We start from the raw sequence: 19,897 nt of genomic DNA, 5'->3' as shown, positions 1-19,897 counted from the left end.
ACGCATGAGCATAGTTTTGCCCTCACCCTCTGCCCCGCTCCCGCGCGCGGGAGCGGGGAGACCACGATGCGCGCCTCGCTCCGCTGCCGCCGCGCCGCCGTAACCCCGCGCGCGGGGGTCCGTCCCGCTGGGGGGCGGCGAGGTGCGCGCGGGGGTTCGGTTCGCCAGTAACCCCTCCGCTTGCGGGGGAACGGGTGGCGCGCGTCGTCGGGGCTTGAAAGGCGATGCGTAATACCAATGACGCTTGACGATGCCGCATGCGTGTCATTCCGAGCGCAGCGACTGGTCATTCCGAGCGCAGCGAGGAATCGGCGCGGGACGCGCACGACCCCTCGCGCTGCTCGGGGTGACCATGCCGGATATGCACCGGGAATTGGTATGAGAGGGGCGAGGCGCGGAGTGCGAGGCGCGAGGTGCGAGGCGCGAGGCGCGGGGTGCGAGGCGCGAGGGGCGAGGCGCGGGGTGCGAGGCGCGAGGGGCGAGGCGCGAGGGGCGAGGCGCGAGGCGCGGGGTGATGCCGGTGATGATTGACGATGCCGCATGCGTGTCATTCCGAGCGCAGCGACTGGTCATTCCGAGCGCAGCGAGGAATCGGCGCGGGACGCGCACGACCCCTCGCGCTGCTCGGGGGTGATAATGCCGGATGTGCACCGGGAATTGGTATGAGAGGGGCGAGGCGCGGAGTGCGAGGCGCGAGGTGCGAGGCGCGAGGCGCGAGGGACGAGGCGCGGAGTGCGAGGCGCGAGGCGCGAGGGACGAGGCGCGGGGTGCGAGGCGCGAGGGGCGAGGCGCGAGGCGCGAGGGGTGATGCCGGTGATGATTGACGATGCCGCATGCGTGTCATTCCGAGCGCAGCGACTGGTCATTCCGAGCGCAGCGACTGGTCATTCCGAGCGCAGCGAGGAATCTGCGCGGGACGCGCACGACCCCTCGCGCTGCTCGGGGGTGATAATGCCGGATGTGCACCGGGAATTGGTATAACCCCCCGCTGGCGGGGAGCGGGGGGCTTGCGCCGCGCGGGGGTCCGTCCCGCTGGGAGGCGGCGAGGTGCGCTCGGGGGTTCGGTTCGCCCTTTAGAAGGACCCCACAGAGGACGTTGTCGTTGATCGTAGCGAAGCGGGCAGTCGATCATTCTGGCGACCGAAATCAGACGATGCAACGTTTACGCCTGATAGAGAAACCAACACGTAAGAGTCCGCCCCAATTATTTGAAAGAGCGCTTATCGAGGGCGGACTTCATCCGTTCGAGACCTTCCATAAGCAGTGCGCGTGGGCAACCAAAGTTGAGGCGCACGAATCCCTCGCCGCCGGCGCCGAACGGCACACCATCGTTCAGCGCAACTTTTGCTTCACGGCGGAAAAATTCGTAGGGATTGCCCTCGATGCCTGCTTCGCGGCAATCGAACCATGCCAGATACGTGGCCTGTGGTATGGTCGTTTTAACCTGCGGCATCCGTTCGATGACGAAATGCGTAACAGCATTGCGATTCGCAGTGAGATAGGCGCGTAGATCGCTTAACCAATCGTCGCAATCGCGGTATGCGACTTCCATTGCCGCCAGCGCAAATGAGTTGAGCCAGGGCACGATCCCTTCCATCGCCGCCATCAGGCGTTTCCGCAGATTGGGGTCGGTCACAATCGCAAAGCTGGCTTTGAGACCGGGAATGTTGAACGTTTTGCTGGGCGCCATCAGGGTGATAGTGCGTTCGGCAATTTCAGGCGCAAGCGTAGCAATTGGCGTGTGGCGCGTATCGCCGAGCAACAGATCGCAGTGAATCTCATCAGAGCAGATAATCAGATCATGCTGCTCGCAAAATGCTGCCATGCGGAGCAACTCCTCGTGGCTATACGCTTCGCCGGTTGGGTTGTGCGGATTGCACAGAATGAAGAGGCGCGTGCGGTCATTCACGACTGCTGCCATGCGCTCATAATCCACGCGATACCCGAATGTGCGTCCATTCGGAACGAGCGTCAGTTCCGCCATCTGCACCACCCGTCCCTGATTGACCGGAGCAGTGAGGAACGGCGGATAGACCGGCGTCTGCACCAGTACGCCGTCGCCGGATTCGCCGATGGCGCGGCAGACGGCATTGAGCCCGGTCACCAGGCTGGGGATGTAGACAATCTGATCCGGCGTGATGTCCCAACGATAGAGGCGGTGTATCCGCTCGCAAATGCACTCGCTAAGGGTTGGTGACGGTAATTCATAGCCGAAATCGCCTCTATCGATGCGGGCATGCAGCGCGGCAAGGATCGGCGGCGGCGCGGGAAAGTCCATATCCGCCACCCACATGGGGAGGACATCGTCGCCATAGAACGTCCACTTGATACTTCCGGTGCGGCGGCGATCAAAGACCTGATCGAAATCGTGCGGCATAGATGGCATGGTTCCTTTCGTTCTACGGTATCTTTTGGGCAGCTGGAGCGATTCTTTCTTATAAAGGGCGATAGCAACCACCGAGGTGCAGCGCACCGGTGCATGCCGGTGTTGCGATGAGAGGATCATACCTCGTGTACGCCCGCCCGACAGCGCCTGGGAAAACATATTGTACTATAACGCATGAGAAACCATGACGTTATTCTACGACTTCAGTCAGGAACGCGCCTTCCGGTGCGAGACTGCTCAATGCCGTGCAGCAAAGAAGGAGCGAAGGGTGGCGGCAAAAATCCTGGTTGCAGACGATAACCCGGCCATGCGTGAAGCGATTGTCCGCTTTGTTGAAGCAGAAGGATATGTCGCGCTGGCGGCGCGCAACGGGCGCGAGGCGCTGAACCTGGCGCTGGCAGAACTGCCAGACCTGGTGCTCCTCGATGTCACGATGCCGGATTACGATGGATACGAGGTGTGTCGTCGGTTGAAGGCAGATCCGCGCACGGCGCTGATACCGGTCACTATGCTGACCGTGCTCGATGCCCCAGAACATCGCTGGCGCGGCATCGAGGCTGGCGCCGACGACTTTCTGACCAAACCGTTCGATGAGCGTCTGCTCCGCGCCCGAATTCAGTCGCAATTGCGCACAAAACGCCTGACCGATCAGCTCGAACGCACCGAAAGCGTGATTTTTGCGCTGGCGCTGGCGGTTGAGGCGAAGGACATGTATACTGAGGGGCATCTCTGGCGTCTGGCGTACTACGGTGAACAACTCGCAACCGCCGCCGGATTGGGGCACGACGTCAGGCGCGCTGTGTGGCAGGGCGGATTGTTGCACGACATCGGCAAGATTGGCGTGGCAGACAGTATTCTGCGCAAGCCAGCGCCGTTGACGCCCGAAGAGTACGCGCAGATCAAGCAGCATCCCGAGTGCGGCGCGCGGATCATCGCTCCTATGCGCTTTGCGCGTGATGTAGCGCCTATTATACGCGGGCACCATGAGCACTGGGACGGCAGCGGCTATCCGTATGGACTTCGAGGCGAAGAGATTCCGATTGGCGCGCGGATCATCGCTATTGTCGACGCTTACGACGCTATGACGACGGATCGCCCATACCGCAAGGCACTGTCACCAGAGCGTGCCGTTCAACGACTGCGCGCCCGGTGCGGAATCCAGTGGGATCCGAGTCTCACGGCACTGTTTATCATGCTGATCGAGCAAAAACGATTGATCGTGCCAAATGATGCTGGCGTGACGCACCATATTCCTGTGGTGTAATACCAATGACGATTGAAGATGCTGCATTCTTGTCATTCCGAGCGCAGCGAGGTGTCATTCCGAGCGCAGCAAGGTGTCATTCCGAGCGCAGCAAGGTGTCATTCCGAGCGCAGCAAGGTGTCATTCCGAGCGCAGCAAGGTGTCATTCCGAGCGCAGCGAGGTGTCATTCCGAGCGCAGCGAGGTGTCATTCCGAGCGCAGCGAGGTGTCATTCCGAGCGCAGCGAGGTGTCATTTCGAGCGCAGCGAGGTGTCATTCCGAGCGCAGCGAGGAATCTGCGCGGGTCGCGCACGACCCCTCGCGCCGCTCGGGGTGACCATGCCGGATGGTCACAGGTCATTGGTATAACGTGTGGATTCGTCGGCGAACGCTCGTGTCGCCGCTGCACCCGCCTTCCCGGTGCGGGCAGGGCGCAGACCTGTCCCTCCAGGCTTGCCTCTCCCGCTCCTGAGTGCGTGGGCGTTCGCGCTGGCCACCGGCGGCCACGGGTGACCGGCAACAACCCTCACGGGCGCGAGGATCGTGTGCGGGGACGCGCCAGCAGTGCGAATGGTGTACGAATGACACGAAAGCGCATGACGAGCGGCGCGGGTGCGTGGGCGTCTGCGCCTGTCACCGGCATCTCAAAGTCGGGGACATTCCCGCCTGCAACCTCTCCATGTTCAACGTTCAACCTTCAACGTGCAACGTCCCTCTCCCGTAACCGCCAGATAACCCACAGGCTGGCTGTGCCTGCCAGCGTGACGATCACCTCGGGTATCAGGATGGCTGCCGTTCCCTGCAACATAAACGCTGGCGCAACCCCCACAGCCAGCAGGTTGACGAGCGTATGGGTGGCGATTGCCACCCAGAGCCACCAGATCTGTCTGCGGCGAAAGACTTGTGCGACCATTACCGAAAGCGCCACGTGGAACGGAAGCGTCCAGAGACGTTCCCATGCCCCGACAAGCGGCAACCAGTCGGGTTGTGCAGCGATTGCGGCTAACTGCTGGCGCGCCAGTTCACGCTGATCGTCCGTCAGCGGCAGCGTCGCCAGATCGACCGCGCTCAGCGCCAGCAGATTGATCAGCCCCAGCAGGGTCAGACCGGCGACCAGCACTATCGACTCCAGACCGCCATGTCCCAGACCATACATCACAGCGCGCGACCATGTTTTTTCTTCGCGGAACAGCCAGCGATACCCCACATACCGTCCAATTTCTTCCGCAAGGCCAGCGGTCAGCGCCAACGCTGCCAGCCAACTGAAGAGCAATGGGCGTGATGCCTGCAACTGTGGCGCCAGCGCTCTCTGGATTGCCAGCACAAGCGGAACGCGGGTAATCAACTGGAAGAGAAGAAAAATGATGGCGCCGTAAGCGAAATAGCGCCAAGAAACGCGCAATCTGCGGCTGACGAACCATGCTGCCGCCAGAGGAAAGAGCGCCTCGAACAGGACTGCAACGATGGTTGCAGCGACTCGCCCGGAGCCGATCTGAAAGGTTGGTTCCATTCAGCGCAATGTCGTATACATCACTGCCAGCAGCATCAAACTGCCAAGCGCGCCATACTCCCAGATCACGCGGCGAGTCAGCGTTCCCTCGAGATGCCCCTGCAACAGACCGGTAATGATGTAGAACAGCGCTAAAAGCAAGGCGCCGCCGGTCAAAAACGATGCCGCCCAATAATTGAGCGCCCACGTCGCCTCGGCGAGCGTCAGACCGACGAGCAGCGACAACACGAACAGGTGGCGTCCAGAGGTCAGCGACAGCATCGCATATGCGAGAAGCGTTGCACTGGCGCCGATGAGAGTAGCGGAGTATAGCGTGCGCATGCGAGCATAATAGATTGCGCTGAAGACCCCGAATGCCAACAGCAGCGCCATCGCCTGGAGCGCCAGTCGCGCGCCCTGCCGCACGTTGGCGCGGCGGTCGAGTGAATAGTGTTGCGCTACCAGCGTGCCGAACAAAAACCCGCCGGCGGCGATCAGCACCAGCACGAACGCCAGCGTTTCGAGGCTCGCACTGAAGAGACGAAAGAAGGCAAACGACGCAATGATCGCAAACGATGGCAGAATCCAGAAAGAGGGGGCCAGTTCAACCTGCACAATGCCCAGATGGATGGTTGGCAGTGATCGCGTCTGCATCTGCGGATGCGCGCGAATGAAGATGTCCGCGCCGGCGCTGGCAATCACCACCAGTGAGGCGATCAACAGCCACGAGACGGTAATGCTGGGAAAATCGCCACCGAACCGCGCGCGCAGAATATTCGGATTGATGTCAATCAGAAAGACGACCGCCAGCCCAAGGAGCGCCAGCAACACCAGCGACACAATCCGATCATACCGGGGTGCAGGATTCATACCCTTCCAACCTCAAGCCTGAGTCCAGTCGCGCAGCGCCTGAAGCAGCAGGCGCACACCGACGCCCGTCGCACCCTTCGGTTGATACGCTTTGGGTTTCGAGTCGGTCCATGCAGTTCCGGCAATATCGAGGTGCGCCCAGGGATAATCGCCGACGAAGGCATTGAGAAATGCCGCAGCCGTAATCGCGCCTGCCTGACGCCCGGTCGCGTTGCGCACATCGGCGATCTCACTTTTGACCATCTCGCGGTACGGTTGCCAGAGTGGCAGTTGCCAGGCGCGCTCGCCAGCCGCTTCACCGGCGCGCACCAACCGCTGCGCCAGCGCGTCGTCATTTGCAAACAGGCCGATGGCATGCGGTCCGAGCGCCACGCTGATCGCGCCGGTCAACGTCGCAAGATCGATGATCGCCGATGGATGATAGCGTTGCGCATAGGTCAGAACGTCTGCCAGCACAATCCGCCCTTCGGCATCGGTATTCAGCACTTCGATCATCTTGCCGCTAAGGGTTTTCAGAATATCGCCGGGGCGATACGCCGACCCGCCGGGCATATTTTCGGCTGCCCCGATCAACGCCACTACGTGGAGCGGCAGACGCAATTCCGCGATTGCGTGCAGCGCGCCGAGCACGGCTGCCGCACCGCTCATATCCATCTTCATTGCGTCCATGTTCTCGGCGGGTTTGATCGAAATGCCGCCAGAGTCGAACGTCATTCCCTTTCCCGCCAGGCAGATGGTGGGCGCATCGGCATACTGCGCCCCATAATCAATCACGATGAAGCGCGGCTCATTCACCGATCCCTGCCCAACGGCAAGAATGCCGCCGAACCCCTGTTCTCGCATCTCTGCCGGACCCAGCACCGTGATGGGCAGGTCGAACGCTACGGCAAGTTCACGCGCGCGCTCTGCCAGGCGCGCCGGCGTCAGGTCATTCGGGGGAAGGTTTGCCAGGTCGCGCGCCAGGTTCACACCGCGCGCAACTGCTCCGCCGCGCGCAATGCCACGTGCAGCTTCATCCACGGCATCGACCGGCGCCAGCAAGGTCAGTTCATCGACTTCGCGGCGATCCTCTGGCTTGAGGTCGCTCTTATACTCCAGGAAACGGTACGACCCCAGCAGACTGCCTTCGGTGATGGCGGCAGCAACGGTTTCAGGCGTCTGTTCGGAAAGAACAGGTATCACAAAAGCGAACCGATCGACCTTCAATTCACGCGCGCGCTGGGTTGCTATCGCTGCAACTTCACGCATCTGATCGAGATCGGGTGCTGAACGCTTCCCCAGACCGATCAGCAATACCCGCCGTGCAGGAAGCGCACCGCGCGGGTAGATCAACAACGTCTGTTTTGCCTTGCCCGACCAGTCGCCCGGTTCAATGAGATCGTCCAGTGGCGATGGCAGTGACTCCTCTTCCCACAATCCAAGAACCAACAGGTCGGTTGCAGTGCTCAGAGGATCGCCAGCGGTAACCGTTACGCGCATCGAAGAACTCCGTGTGCCGTCAGTAGAGCGCAGATATGCCGTTGTGGAACAACATTCAAACACTGCTTCGAGAATGGAGAGATATTATACCATGGCAACGTTCTGAGTCTGTCACGACAACGCCCGATACAGGCGATTCATTGACATGCCTCATCGGGCGTCGTATACTCTGCGTCAAGCCATCCGGTTCTTTGCATCCAGTTCAGGCTCAAACGGCAAAGGGGCGATTATGATCAGCGATCAGTTTCGTGTGCCGGGAATATCCTGTCAGCACTGCGTCAATGCCATCACCAAAGCGGTCAGTGCGCTGCCTGGCGTGCGTCAAGTGGTTGTCAACCTTGGCGATAAGAGCGTGCGCGTTGATCACGACCGGCAGGTGACTGCCGATGATCTGATTCGGGCGATCAACGACGCCGGATACGATGATGTAGCGGTGCTGGTGTAGTGGTCTGGGTAGAGGGTTGACGCCTGCCTTCCATCAGCCCTCTACCCTGGAACCTTGCTGCCGTAGCGAGTCCCTTACGCCAACAGGGATGGTGCTGTTTCTCATATATCGGCTGTGACCGGACCTCCCTACGCGCTATTGCAGTGGAACGTCGTTCGATACAGGCGACGCCACGTTCGGCAGGGCGAAGCGCATCATTCGCACATTCCCCCGATCCACGACCACCACCGAGCCGTCGGGGGCGAACGCCACGCCGCACGGCAGGTTGACCGATGCGGCGTCGTTGCCGCTTCCTCCCCACGTCAGCAACCCTACGCCGTTGTCGTCTGTCAGCGTCAGCAGGTTGCGCACGGGTACGCTGACGATGACCCGCCCGCCCCGTGCAGCAATAAAGGGGTCCTCATAGGTCTGCGGTTGCCAGCCAGGAACGCGCCAGGTGGCGTAGGGTAACGGATCGACTCGTCCATCTTCGCCACGCGCAAACGCCTGCACCCGGCTGTTCCATGTATCAGCGACGAACACAGTGCCATTCTCATCGACGGCTACGCCGATTGGTTCGTTGAACTGCCCGGCGGCGCTTCCGTCGTAGCCCCACTGATACTGGTAATTGCCGTCGCTATCGGTGACTACAATGCGTTTGTTGCCGGTGTCTGCGATATAGACATTCCCTTCGGCATCGACGGCTACCCCGCGCGGACCGAAGAAGTCAAGCGGTCGGGCAAGGTTCTGTTCCTGCGAGCCGCCGGTCGGCGACGCGCGTCGACCATCGCCAAAATCTTCGCGCCCGACGCCCCAACTGGAGAGGAACCTTCCCTGCGGGTCGAGTTTGACGATCCGTGCATTCCAGGTATCGGCGACGTACATGTTTCCGGCGGCATCGACGGCTACGCCGCGCGGTTCGTAGAACTGTCCATCGCCGTTGCCGAAACCGCCAATAGTGCGGATCGGCGTCCCCGACGGATCGAAGACGATCAGACGGTGATTGCCGCTGTCCGACACGATGACGTTCCCCTGCGGATCGACCGCCACGCCGCGCGGTTGGATGAGTTGCCCGGGTTCACTGCCGAATTCGCCGAAGATGTCGGTTGCCACGAGTTTGATGACGCTGCCGGTTGCAGCGACAGCGGGTGCATCACCGACGCGCGCGAGGTCGCGCCGCACCCACACCGACATTTCGCGCCCGTCAAGGCGCAGCGGCGGCGGCAGTTCCCGATAGAGCAGGTACTGTCCGGTGTTTGCCCAATGGGAACTATCGAAAATCCAGAAGATCGGCGCCCAGACCGGCGGCGCGTCCTGTGGTTGCAAGCCGGGGCATGCTTTCGCAATATCTCCGGCGCTGCCCGGATAGGCGAAGTAGAAGCGTTTGTAACCGGCACTTTGCGGGTCGCATTTGTTTCCTTCGGGAAACCACCAGTTCAGTTTGGTGTCGTACAGGCGCACATAACTCGCTTCGAGCGCCTGCTGCGCCGTGCTATTCAGACTCACGCGCGACACCAGCACCACCGGCGCCAGAATGCGCTCACCGGCGCCTTGCGGCGGATCGACGAGAAAGGTATCGGATGTCGCAGAACGGAAATCATCGGAGGAGCGCGTCTCCAGGCGTGTGAAGTCGCGCAGATACCACTGATAGGGCCATGCCAGGCTTCCCTCGCCATCCTGCGCCGGATCGCCGCGATCCATGATCAGTGGCATCGACAGACCACCGGTTGGGTCGTTCACACCGCGCGCATTGCGCGTCTGACTGATCGCCAGGTCGCGGATTTGCGCGACGATCAGCGGAATGTCGGGTGTGCTCTGGGTATAGATCATCGGTTCGACCGGCGTATCCGGGTGGTCATAGACGACCAGCCATGTGGCGCGCAACGTATACGCACCCACCAGCGCTGCAACGGTCAGCGCGCAGAGAGCCAGGGTCGCTCGCACACCAGCCCATTGACCGACGCGGACGATCAGGGAGATCAATCCGCCTGCCAGCGCAAGCAGCAAGACGCCCTGGAGCAGATTCGTCTGCGCCTGCTGCCCAACCGCAGATTGACCGAAACGCCAGGAAGCGACGGCAAGCGCAATGAACAGCAGTGTCAGCGCCGGCGGCGCGAGCCATGCGCGGCGGTCGAGGTCGCGCCAGTTCAGGCTTGCGCCCAACCGCGCCAGCGCCCAGGCCAGCAGCAGGTTGGCGGGCAGTGCGATATGCGCATTGAGCCATGGCATCTTCTCACCCGCCCATGAGAATGCCACGAATGAGCAGAGGAACCAGAAGGCGAGAAACAGCGGAAACAGCGCAGTCGCCGGACGCCCGATGAACGACATGTGCGTATCCGCGCTATCCGGCGCAAGCCCGGCAATGTTGATGTCGTTGCCCGATGGCGTGTTCGCGCCATCCGGCGTAAGCCCGGCAACGTTGATGTCGTTGTCCGATGGCGTATCCTCCCGATTCGCAGCAGGCTGCTTCTGGCGATGGAAGCGCACACCACGGGTGAACAGGTAAACCGTCGCCGTCAGACCGCCGAAGAACGCCAGCGGCTCATAGAGCGACATTAACATCAGGTAGTAGTACCATGGCTGATCGCCGCGCGCAAATTCCTGCTGCGATCCGAGCCAGTATGCCAGACCGGCGTACAACCCGGCGAAGACGCTCTGCATATCGGCGAAGAAGGCGCTGTAGAGCACAACAAAGATCGATGCCAGCATACCGAGCGCCACCCAGAGTACCGTGCGCTGCTCCTGCCAGAGTGCGACGAAGCGCGGCACACACAGCGGTGTCGGATCCCACACGCGCGACATGATCAGCCCGCCGCTGGCAACCGTAAAGAAGAGGAGCGAAATGCCGTCGGCGCGCAGCGTCGGCGTCAGGCGCCCATACCACAGCCCGGTAATGATGCTCAACTCGACTAGTGCTGCAACGCCGGCAATGCTGCCCAGCGCAATTGTCATCGTGCGACGTGGCAGCAGTTCGTACAGCACCCGGATGATCAGAAACCAGCCAAAGATGAACCCCAGGATGTAGTAGAGTTCGTGGGTTGCCAGCGCCAGTGCGATGCCGACCGCCAGCAGGTACAGATAGCGCGGTTGCGCAGTGTCGAGGTAGCGGAAGAAGCCAATAACGATCCAGAGGGTCCACAGCACCATTAATCCATCGTGACGGGCGAATCGGGTGTAGTAGAGCAGCGTCGGCGTGAATGCCAGCAACACGCCTGCCAGCAATGCGCCGCGTGTTCCCAGATAGGGGCGCAGCATCCAGGCGGAGGCGACGAGCGCAATACCAGCCGCCGCTTGCGGCAGGCGCGCCTGCATATCGCCGTCACCGAACAGAAAATAGGAGAAGAGGGTGAGCACATAGAGCGATGGTCCGTGATACACCGGGTCGTAGCAGTAGGTCGCCGAGGAGCGCCCGCCCCAGCAGATGAAGCCGCCCGCGCCGGTGTAGAACTTCCAGCTCATCCAGGCGTGGATCGACTCGTCGTGATGGAGCGCCATGCGCTCCAATCCATACAGGTGCGCAATCACGCTGGCGACCAGCAGCAACGCCAACAGCAGCACATCGCTCGACAACCACGTCAGGCTCAACGGACGGTCCAGCCCGGCATGCGCTGCGGCGACATCGCGGGGATCACGTGAAAGTATTGCCATCGTTCATCCTGCCAGAACTACCCATGCATGACCCGATCCGTAGAAATCCGTCTCGACCCGCATGCATCGCTGTTCTATCACATGCCGTGCAAGCGGAGTCTACCGCTCGCCGCCGAACCCCAACCCCATCTCCGGCGCGATTTCGGGACGCACCGCGACGACAAAGTCGGTTGAGCCGAGCGGATGAGGCGGAACGCGGTACAACACATACTGCCAGAATTGTTGCGAAGTGCGCGGGTCGAACGGTTGGCGCAGCATACGCATCAACAGCGACGATTGCCTGTCGACCGGCGCTGTCATCCAGTCGCGCGGCAGGCGGTAGGTCTCTTCTTCCGGGAACCACCAGCGCAACGGGTAGCGCTGAACCAGAAACCCTTCCAGAAACCGGCGGTTCTGCTCGTTCTCGTAGTTTTCGAGCAGCATGAGCACGGCAATCACATCGTCCCCCGGCGCGCGCTGCAAGAGCGGCGGTTGTTCCTCGGCGCGGGCAAAACGGATATGGTACCAGTCCCACACGGTCTCGTTATCGTACCAGACGGTTGCAGTCGTTGCATTGCTGCGACGGCGGAGCGCTTCATCGAGCCGGTCGATCACCCGCTTCACATCCGGCGACGTCTGGGTGTAGATCATCATTTCGCGCGGTATGTCGCCATAGCGGAAGCTGAGTTGATAGGCGCTGCGTAGCGTGTACGCGGCGACGATCAGCGTCACACCCGCCGCCAGCGCGCCGGTCGTCCAGCGCCGACCGCGCAGCACCCAGGCGCCTGCCGTGAGCAGCGCCATCAGCACCATCCAGAGTGGCGCAATCCACGGCGTTAATGCTGCCGGTTGCGCATCGGCGCGGATGGTCACGGTGATCAGGAGCAGGCAGTAGATGCTGATAACCGTCAGCAGCCCGAGAAAGATCGGGAACGGGCGAACGATCCGGCTCAGAGAGAAGCCGTTACGCTCCGCTTCGGCGGTGATGCCGCGGCGCCACCACACCAGAACGCGCCCAGCCGCCCATGCGCCCAGTAACGTCAGCGGCAGCGCAACGTGTACTGTCAGCCAGGGCATCTTTTCGCCCGCCCACGAATAGAGCGCAAATGTTGCGATACTCCACCACGCTAGCACGAGCGGCAGCCAGGCAACCGGATCGTCGCCACTCGAAGCCCTTTCGTCATCGGCGCCAGATTCGCGCCCATCGGCGGCAGAATCTGCATCACGGTTCCTGCGCATCACCCGCCGCCACCCCAGCACCCCCGCCATTGCCAGACCCACCACACCCCACATGATCAGCAGCGGCTCATAGATCGCCAGCAGCACCGCGTAGTAATGCGGCGGCTGCCCACCGCGCTCAACTTCGTGCTGCGCAAGCCAGTAGAGGAGCGAGCCGGTTGTGCCGGTGATCACCCCGGCAGTGTTGGTGAGGAAGGCAGTAAAAAACAGGGTATAGACCAGGAAGAACAATCCGCCGGCAATGAGCAGGCGGCGGTCCCGTCCCAGACTTGCGAACGTCGCTACCGTTGCGTCACCGCCGGCACAGGCGTGTTCCCAGATTGTCGCGCCGGTCGCATCGCGTCGCCGCCAGACGACCCACCAGAGCGCCGCCAGCGTCGCCAGAACGAGCACAAGCCCGGTCAGAATCGCCGGATGATTGACGAACTCGCCGAGTTTGATGAAATACAACCCGAAATTATCGTCTGGCTGATGGCGGACGCACAACGCATAATTGTTGTCGAACGTCGCCAGTGGGGACCAACCGAAGATCGGTCCGGGACGCGCGACGCGCATCGGATTAGGGGGCGGGAAGGGTTGTAATTCACTGGGACAGATATACGGTCCGGCGACCCGATTGACCGTATCGCTGCTCGGAAACGGACGTTCCGGGTACCCCGGCAGCCAGAAGACGAGCGCCACGACTGCGACCCCCAGCGCTGCCAACACTGCTGCGCCCGGCTTCCACACCTTCCAGAAGAATACCAGCGCAACCAGTGGCGCGAAGATCGCCATGTACAGGAAGAACGTCTCCATCGTCACGAACATCAATGCCAGCGACAGTGCGACCACATACAACCACAGCGGGCGGCGGGTCGTCGCATAGCGCACCGCGCCGATCAGCGCCAGCAACTCAAACAGAATCGTATAGGGGTCGTGACGGATGAAGCGCGCGATGTACATAAATGCGGGTGAAATGAGGATATAGACCGACGCCAGCAGCGCCGCGCTGCGCCCCAATTCGCGGCGCAGCAGGTACGGCAGCATCACCAGCGCGATGCCGAACAGCGCCGGACCCAGGCGCGCGGTTGCGTCGCTGACGCTAAAGAAGAAATAGATCAGCGCGCCAAAAAAGTAGAGAAACGGCCCGTGCAGCAGCGGGTCGTGGACATACCCTTCGCCACGGAAGACCAGCCAGGAAAAGTAGGCGTGCAATGTCTCATCGTGATGGAGTGCACGGTCACCAAGCCCCCACAGGCGCGAGATTACCGCCAGCAGAAGAATGGCGAGATAGGCGGCCTGTTCGAGCGAGATAATCGCGGCATGCGGGCGCGTCGTTGCAGGAGTTGCACTGTCGCCAGGCGGTGCAGCGACCTGTGGCGGAAGTTCGGCAATCGACATGTTCGTAGCTCAATGACCTCCGGTATTCAGCCACAGCGAGATTGTACACGATACCTTGCTGCGACCGCAACTCACGGGGTCACGAATATGCCAGATGGGTGAGGCGCACCAGGTCGATCAAATGGATGGCGTCGTCATCGACCCGGATCAATCCGGCGGCGCGAAAATCGCCGAGCGCTTTGGTGACCGTTTCGCGGTGTGATCCGATCAACTCGGCGAGTTGTTGATGCGTCGAGCGCACAGTTGGCGGCGTATCGCGCTGTTCGGTCCACAATCCGAGCAACGCCGCCGCCAACCGTTGTGGCACGCTCTTGAAGGCAATGTCGGACAATTTTCGCTCGATGGCGCGCAACCGCTGGCCCATGACTGTCATAAACCGCAGGGCAAGCGATGGTTGATTGCGCAACGCCCGGCGCAGCGTCTCACGATGAACGGCGCCGACGGTGCATGGTGTGACGCTGATCGCATAACTGTCGTGGTACGCTCCTTCCGCAAGCGTCACTTCACCGAAGACTGCGGGTGCATCGAGGATCAGGATGGTGAGCGCGCGGCCTTCGGGCGAGATAGTGTAGAGCCGAACCCGACCCCGGTAGAGCAGATACATCTCTGCACCTGAATCTTCCAGACCGTAGAACACGTACCCGGCGGGTCGCTGAACTGCCGCAATCTCACCGTGGATGTCGCGCAGCGCCGACATCAACTGCGGAAAGAGCGCCGCATCGGTAATGACATCGACCGGCGGTGGCGGATCATGCGTGGTCACGCTCAGACTCCAGTTCGTGAAGGTGCCAGCAGTCGTTATGAGTGATTAACTGCCACTCCATCCGTCCATCACGGCTCGTCATCTGGCGCCAGTGGGTGATAGCAGTGTTCTGCACGTGGAACGCATTTCGTCCGCGTGCGTGCGGTCCAAGCCCCAGCATGAAGAGGAACGACACTTCGACAATGCCGCCGTGGCACACAGCCACAATGGTCTGCCCGTGATGGCGGGTAATCAACCGCTCGAGCGCTGCCGATGCGCGAAACTGAAAACCGGCCCAACTTTCACCGCCGGGGGCGATGGGAGTGAAATACTCTTTGAAAAACAGGCTCATCTGCGGAAAGCGGGCGCGCGCTTCGTCGATATGCATTCCATCCGCCTCGCCAGGACGCAGTTCCTGAAGGTCGTCGTCCCAGTGAATCGATAGATTGAGCGCCTCCGCCACAGGCTCAGCAGTCATGCGGGCACGCGGCAGGGTGCTGGCGTACAGGACATCAGCGACAATCTCGCCGCGCGCCAGGCGGCGCGCCAGCGCGTGAACCTGCGCAAATCCCCGGTCTGTCAATCCCCGGTCGCCGCGCATTCCTCCCATGATCGGTTCAACATTGGAAAATGCCTCACCGTGGCGGATCAGATACAGGTTGGTTGTCATCATAACCTCGAATTTTGCCGCCAATGTAAGGGGCGAGTGTCAGACCCGCCCTCCGTGGGCTGCGAGCCGGTCGGGTGGGTGTATCTCGCCGTTATCTACGATCGCCTGGCGGCAATCAGCGTAAACGCGCCCCGCCACAGGATCATGATCGTCAGCACGGTGATAAATGTCACCAGCGCAAACGAGAGGGGGATGGTCGTCTGCCGGATCAGGGCGCGCAACCCAAGACCAATGGGCCAGGCGACGAGCCAGGTCAATGCGGTGCGCGTCAGCATGCGCGGCGGCGCTCCGGTGACATCGGCACGATAGGCGCCGATCAGCGGCGCAACGGCAAGCCACCCAACGATGAACGGCGCTGCCGTTTCCGCCACCTGCGCCAGTGCCGTCAATCCGGCCTCCTCGCCGTGGCTGGCGCGCCCGATTGCCGCGAAGATCAGCAGCGCGAATACATCGCCGAGCGCCAGGGTTGCGGTTCGGCGTCCGATTGCAGTTGCCGAATGAGATTGTTCGTGGATTGCCATCGATATATCTCTCCCATGCGCGTTCGATGCGTCCGACAGCAGTATACCACAGGCGCGCTCCGGTCGGGCGGAATGGTTTTTTCGCGTGGGGCTACCAATGACGATTGACGATGCCGCATGCGTGTCATTCCAAGCCCTTCGCTTCGCTCAGGGTAAACGCAGCGCGGAATCGGCGCAGGTCGCGCACGACCCCTCGCGCGGCTCGGGGTGACCATGCCGGATGGTCACAGGTCATTGGTATTACTCGCTGTCCCACGTTCAACATGCACCGCTTTCCTTCACGCAACCCCTGACTTCAACCCTCGCGCTTCTCCACCAATGCGAGATACATCTCGCGCGACGCGATGGTCGGGTCCCTCGCCTCGCGCTTCTCGCCCCCTCCTCGGACCGTCACAGCAGATTTGGTGAACCACAGAGACACAGAGAACACAGCGGGAACCACGTTCGTATGGTTCAAGCGGCCCGCTTGACCCTACTTATACCAATGACGATTGACGATGCCGCATGCGTGTCATTCCGAGCCCTTCGCTTCGCTCAGGGTAAACTCAGCGCGGAATCTGCGCAGGTCGCGCACGCCCCCTCGCGCTGCTCGGGGTGACCATGCCGGATGGTCACAGGGAATTGGTAGCATGTGCGGGCTTGCCCAAACACCCACCCGTGAGAACTTCCCTCAACTTCGCAAAGCGGAAATGTACTTCAGGCGTCTATGGCTTTACCCGAACACCCACCTATGAGAAGTCGTCTCAGCCCCGCCGCAGAGTGATAATCGTCGCTTCAGGCGGGCAGAGGAGTCGCAGCGGCGCGCCGCCAAGCCCGCGCGATACGTAGAGGGTCAGTCCATCGACCTGATACTCGCCGATAATGTAGCGTTTGCCGTAGCGTGGCAGGGTGAACGGACCAAGGAGAGGGAGGCGCAGGTGCCCGCCGTGTGTATGCCCCGACAGTTGCACGTGAATGCCGACGTGCGCTGCACTCTCTGCCACGTCGGGCGCGTGTGAGAGGAGCAGTTTGAAGCCATGAGGCGGCACGCCGCGCAGCGCCTGCCGCAGTGATGGTCGCCCGTCCCACACATCATCGATGCCGATCAGCCAGAGATCGCCGCCGTTCCACGACAACCGGCGATGTTCATTAAGCAGCAGCGGGATGTTTGCTAGCGTCAACGCAGCACGCAGATCCGCCAGACCTTCCCAGTGGTCGTGGTTGCCCGGGACGGCGTAGACGCCAAGCGGTGCGCGCAATCCGCGCAGTAACCGTGGCACATCGGGGATTGCCCAGTGATGCGTGACGATGTCGCCGGTAAGGACGATCAGCTCAGGGCGTTCGCGCTGCATCTGTTCGACGCCCCATGCCAGATTCGTCTCACTGTAGCGAAACCCGAGATGGCTATCGGTCAGATGTCCGATGCGCAAACCGTCGAGTTCTGGTGGCAGCGCCGGGAGGCGCATGGTGACGCGCTCCAGGATCGGGCGCGCCGGTTCGCCCAGCAGCATATGACCAAGCGCCGCAATGCTGAATGCTCCTCCCGCAGCGATGACGGGCCAACCGAACAGACTGATCCCCGCCAATCCGACGGCGGACGCCACTGCGCCAAGACCGAGCCACCCACGGTTGATATGCAGTTTCGTTGCCTCGATTGTCTGGCGTCCACGCAGGGGCCGACGTTTCCGCGGGCGCACTCTGAGCGCGTGTGGTTCGTGTGGGTGTGTTTCGATGGGTACGTGATAATCCTTTGCCGGGATGAACCTGGTTTTCGATGCGATCAGTAGCGTCATACGCGATACTCCAATGGGTTTTTGCGGGTTATAGATTGCACGGTGTTCGTGTCTCTCCTCTGGTAGTTTAAGGGCGAACAGCACGCATGCGCAGAGCGGGCATGCATGGCGTTGGGATGCGCCGTTGTACCCTCACCCCCTGCCCCTCTCCCGCAGGGAGAGGGGAGACCAACGCGCGCAGCGGGACGCCTGCGCAACGAGGCAAACCCGCCGCTCCTGCGCGCGGAAGCGGAGAGCTGGCGCCGCGCGCGGGTCGTCCCGTCGTGGGTGTGCGGGGTGCGCGCGGGGGTTCGGTCCGCCCTTGAACCTCCGGCAGGGGGAGGCGAAATGGTGCGGTTGTGATCTCGTGTTGCGAATGTATGAGCACACACAAGGGTGCAGAGATTCTGGGCATGAATGTGCGTTGATGATGGCTCGTTTTTCATCTTTCACCTGTGAACCACCCGGCGGGCGCATGCGGTTCGGTGGGCGCCCAGGAGAGGCGCGACCCTGTCTGCCCTTGCACCTTCAACGTTCAACCTCTCCCGCCCCTCGCCTTGTGTTCCTTGTCTTTGCCCTTCCCCAACATACCACACAAAGTTTACAGTTTGATGATCACGCACTGACATACGATGCCATCAATCTGTCAGATTAATCGTTGATTGCATGCGCTATACTCTGTCATATGTACGACCGATACGACAAAGATACATCCAATCGACAGGCGCGCCGTCGCGCATACACCGGCGACACCATCGCCATTCGGCGCGCACGAGTTGCGACGCCTCCCGCCCGGTGCAGCGCGTGGCAACGCATCCGTCGGGTACTGATGCTGAGCGGTGTGCTGCTGATCATCCTCGTCGCTCTGCTCTACTGGCAGTTCGCTGCCGCCGTCGCGCCGCTGAGCGTCGCCGATGCGCGACCATTCCCCCCGCTCAACCCGCCCGGCACGGGGATCAATGTCCTGCTCATCGGGGTCGATGAGCGTCCGGATCACCCGGAAGAAGGGGTGCGCAGCGATACCCTTATCGTTGTGCATCTCGACACCATTGGTCGGCGGGTCAGTCTGCTCTCCATCCCGCGCGACACGCGCGTGGATGTGCGTGACATTGGTCCCACCAAGATCAATGTCGCCTACGGGCGCGGCTATACGGCTGCCGAGAAACTCTACGGCGAGACGACAACGCCAGCGCAAGGGGGAATGGCGCTTGCTGCCGAGACGGTCGAGCGGTTTCTCGACCTTCCTATTCATTACACAGCGCAGATCAATTTCGACGGTTTTGCGCGTGTGATCGATGCGCTCGGCGGCGTGACCATCGACGTACCGCGCCGGATTGTCGATGATGCCTACCCGACTCCCGATTTCGGTACGGTGCGCATCGCGTTTGAGCCTGGTCCGCAACGGATGGATGGGGCGCGCGCCCTGATCTACGCCCGTACCCGCCACGCGGACAGCGACTTCGGACGTGCCGAACGTCAGCAACAGGTCATTCGCGCCATCATCGACGAACTGCGCTCCCGTGGTCCCATCGGTGCAGCATTGCTGGCGCCAGCGCTCGGTCGGGCGCTCGATGGCGCATTCGCCACAACTCTGCCGCTGTCGCGCCCTGATATGCTGCTGGGTATGGCGTGGATCGCAACCGGGATCGACCCGTCGGCAATCGGGCAGTATCGCATCGCACCCGATACTGCGCCCAACTTCCGCGAAATCGGGTCCGACATTCTTTGGGACCCAGAGGAGGTGCGCGGGGTGGTGCGCACCTTTCTGGCGACACCCGATGTCGAAACCGAAGAGGCGCGCATTCAGGTGCTGAACGGCGCTGGCATCACCGGACTTGCGCGGCGCGTCAGCGGTGAACTTGAGTCGGCAGGGTTTACCGTTGTGCCCGCCGCCGATGCGCCGCGCAGCGATGTGCTCCGCACTATCGTGTATGATGTGACCGGCAAACCCGCCACTGCCCGCCGCCTGGCGGTGCTGCTGAACGCCGACATCCGGCGCGGGTCTCCCGATGGCGTCAATCCGACGGTTGACATCGTCGTAGTGCTGGGGCGGGATCAGGTGAAGTGACTTCCATG

At 61.7% G+C, this 19,897-nt stretch carries 13 protein-coding genes; 3 read left to right on the top strand and 10 right to left on the bottom strand.

Annotated elements, in window-relative coordinates; all coding sequences use genetic code 11:
* Positions 1-1,204 precede the first annotated feature (1,204 nt).
* The gene (locus tag RCAS_RS01565) at positions 1,205-2,377 is read right to left on the bottom strand and encodes a MalY/PatB family protein (protein WP_011997836.1); all 1,173 of its coding nucleotides are present in this window, start codon (positions 2,375-2,377) and stop codon (positions 1,205-1,207) included.
* Positions 2,378-2,570: 193 nt separating this feature from the next.
* Here RCAS_RS01565 and RCAS_RS01560 point away from each other — a divergent pair, with 193 nt between their 5' ends.
* Positions 2,571-3,650 carry an HD-GYP domain-containing protein gene (locus tag RCAS_RS01560; protein WP_232280124.1) on the top strand — a complete coding sequence of 360 codons (1,080 nt, stop codon included), beginning with the start codon at positions 2,571-2,573 and terminating at the stop codon, positions 3,648-3,650.
* Between the two features lie 676 nt (positions 3,651-4,326).
* On the opposite strand, the gene RCAS_RS01555 is transcribed toward RCAS_RS01560, so the two are convergent.
* From RCAS_RS01555 to RCAS_RS01545, 3 genes are read right to left on the bottom strand one after another with little or no spacing between them, the layout of a single operon-like run.
* The gene (locus RCAS_RS01555) at positions 4,327-5,139 is read right to left on the bottom strand and encodes a YhfC family intramembrane metalloprotease (RefSeq protein ID WP_011997834.1); all 813 of its coding nucleotides are present in this window, start codon (positions 5,137-5,139) and stop codon (positions 4,327-4,329) included.
* Positions 5,140-5,988 (bottom strand): DUF5656 family protein, encoded by an 849-nt coding sequence (locus RCAS_RS01550; RefSeq protein WP_011997833.1) that lies wholly within the window; start codon positions 5,986-5,988, stop codon positions 5,140-5,142.
* 12 nt (positions 5,989-6,000) lie between these two features.
* Entirely contained in the window at positions 6,001-7,467 is a 1,467-nt protein-coding gene (locus RCAS_RS01545; RefSeq protein ID WP_011997832.1) for a leucyl aminopeptidase, read from the bottom strand.
* A 229-nt stretch (positions 7,468-7,696) separates the two neighbouring features.
* Between RCAS_RS01545 and RCAS_RS01540 the strand changes: the two genes are divergently transcribed.
* Positions 7,697-7,912, top strand: coding sequence for a heavy-metal-associated domain-containing protein (locus tag RCAS_RS01540; RefSeq protein WP_011997831.1), 216 nt, complete (start codon positions 7,697-7,699; stop codon positions 7,910-7,912).
* A 135-nt stretch (positions 7,913-8,047) separates the two neighbouring features.
* Here the strand turns inward: RCAS_RS01540 and RCAS_RS01535 are convergent, their stop codons facing one another.
* The 6 genes from RCAS_RS01535 to RCAS_RS01510 all read right to left on the bottom strand — a co-directional run bounded on the left by RCAS_RS01535 (position 8,048) and on the right by RCAS_RS01510 (position 17,842).
* Entirely contained in the window at positions 8,048-11,539 is a 3,492-nt protein-coding gene (locus RCAS_RS01535) for a flippase activity-associated protein Agl23 (protein WP_011997830.1), read from the bottom strand.
* 99 nt (positions 11,540-11,638) lie between these two features.
* Positions 11,639-14,137 (bottom strand): flippase activity-associated protein Agl23, encoded by a 2,499-nt coding sequence (locus RCAS_RS01530; RefSeq protein ID WP_011997829.1) that lies wholly within the window; start codon positions 14,135-14,137, stop codon positions 11,639-11,641.
* Positions 14,138-14,216: 79 nt separating this feature from the next.
* A complete protein-coding gene (locus RCAS_RS01525; RefSeq protein ID WP_011997828.1) occupies positions 14,217-14,900 on the bottom strand; it encodes a Crp/Fnr family transcriptional regulator in 684 nt (227 codons plus the stop codon).
* Entirely contained in the window at positions 14,887-15,552 is a 666-nt protein-coding gene (locus tag RCAS_RS01520) for a histidine phosphatase family protein (RefSeq protein ID WP_232280123.1), read from the bottom strand. Before RCAS_RS01520 ends, RCAS_RS01525 begins: the two co-directional genes overlap by 14 nt.
* 92 nt (positions 15,553-15,644) lie before the next feature.
* Positions 15,645-16,070: a DUF3054 domain-containing protein gene (locus RCAS_RS01515; protein WP_011997826.1), complete on the bottom strand. Its 426-nt coding sequence runs from the start codon at positions 16,068-16,070 to the stop codon at positions 15,645-15,647.
* Positions 16,071-16,813: 743 nt separating this feature from the next.
* Positions 16,814-17,842 carry a metallophosphoesterase gene (locus RCAS_RS01510; RefSeq protein ID WP_011997825.1) on the bottom strand — a complete coding sequence of 343 codons (1,029 nt, stop codon included), beginning with the start codon at positions 17,840-17,842 and terminating at the stop codon, positions 16,814-16,816.
* A 664-nt stretch (positions 17,843-18,506) separates the two neighbouring features.
* On the opposite strand from RCAS_RS01510, the gene RCAS_RS01505 reads away from it, so the two are divergent.
* The gene (locus RCAS_RS01505; protein ID WP_041330128.1) at positions 18,507-19,889 is read left to right on the top strand and encodes an LCP family protein; all 1,383 of its coding nucleotides are present in this window, start codon (positions 18,507-18,509) and stop codon (positions 19,887-19,889) included.
* Positions 19,890-19,897: the final 8 nt, after the last annotated feature.

Source organism: Roseiflexus castenholzii DSM 13941, assembly GCF_000017805.1.
Classification (GTDB): Bacteria; Chloroflexota; Chloroflexia; order Chloroflexales; family Roseiflexaceae; genus Roseiflexus; species Roseiflexus castenholzii.
This window is presented reverse-complemented; position numbering and strand designations above follow the sequence as displayed.

What these genes read in the sequence shown, in the direction of transcription:
- RCAS_RS01565 (WP_011997836.1), bottom strand. Translation starts at nt 2,377, where the DNA reads ATGCCGCACGATTTCGATCAGGTCTTTGATCGCCGCCGCACCGGAAGT.
- RCAS_RS01560 (WP_232280124.1), top strand. Translation starts at nt 2,571, where the DNA reads ATGACGTTATTCTACGACTTCAGTCAGGAACGCGCCTTCCGGTGCGAG.
- RCAS_RS01555 (WP_011997834.1), bottom strand. Translation starts at nt 5,139, where the DNA reads ATGGAACCAACCTTTCAGATCGGCTCCGGGCGAGTCGCTGCAACCATC.
- RCAS_RS01550 (WP_011997833.1), bottom strand. Translation starts at nt 5,988, where the DNA reads ATGAATCCTGCACCCCGGTATGATCGGATTGTGTCGCTGGTGTTGCTG.
- RCAS_RS01545 (WP_011997832.1), bottom strand. Translation starts at nt 7,467, where the DNA reads ATGCGCGTAACGGTTACCGCTGGCGATCCTCTGAGCACTGCAACCGAC.
- RCAS_RS01540 (WP_011997831.1), top strand. Translation starts at nt 7,697, where the DNA reads ATGATCAGCGATCAGTTTCGTGTGCCGGGAATATCCTGTCAGCACTGC.
- RCAS_RS01535 (WP_011997830.1), bottom strand. Translation starts at nt 11,539, where the DNA reads ATGGCAATACTTTCACGTGATCCCCGCGATGTCGCCGCAGCGCATGCC.
- RCAS_RS01530 (WP_011997829.1), bottom strand. Translation starts at nt 14,137, where the DNA reads ATGTCGATTGCCGAACTTCCGCCACAGGTCGCTGCACCGCCTGGCGAC.
- RCAS_RS01520 (WP_232280123.1), bottom strand. Translation starts at nt 15,552, where the DNA reads ATGATGACAACCAACCTGTATCTGATCCGCCACGGTGAGGCATTTTCC.
- RCAS_RS01515 (WP_011997826.1), bottom strand. Translation starts at nt 16,070, where the DNA reads ATGGCAATCCACGAACAATCTCATTCGGCAACTGCAATCGGACGCCGA.
- RCAS_RS01510 (WP_011997825.1), bottom strand. Translation starts at nt 17,842, where the DNA reads ATGACGCTACTGATCGCATCGAAAACCAGGTTCATCCCGGCAAAGGAT.
- RCAS_RS01505 (WP_041330128.1), top strand. Translation starts at nt 18,507, where the DNA reads ATGTACGACCGATACGACAAAGATACATCCAATCGACAGGCGCGCCGT.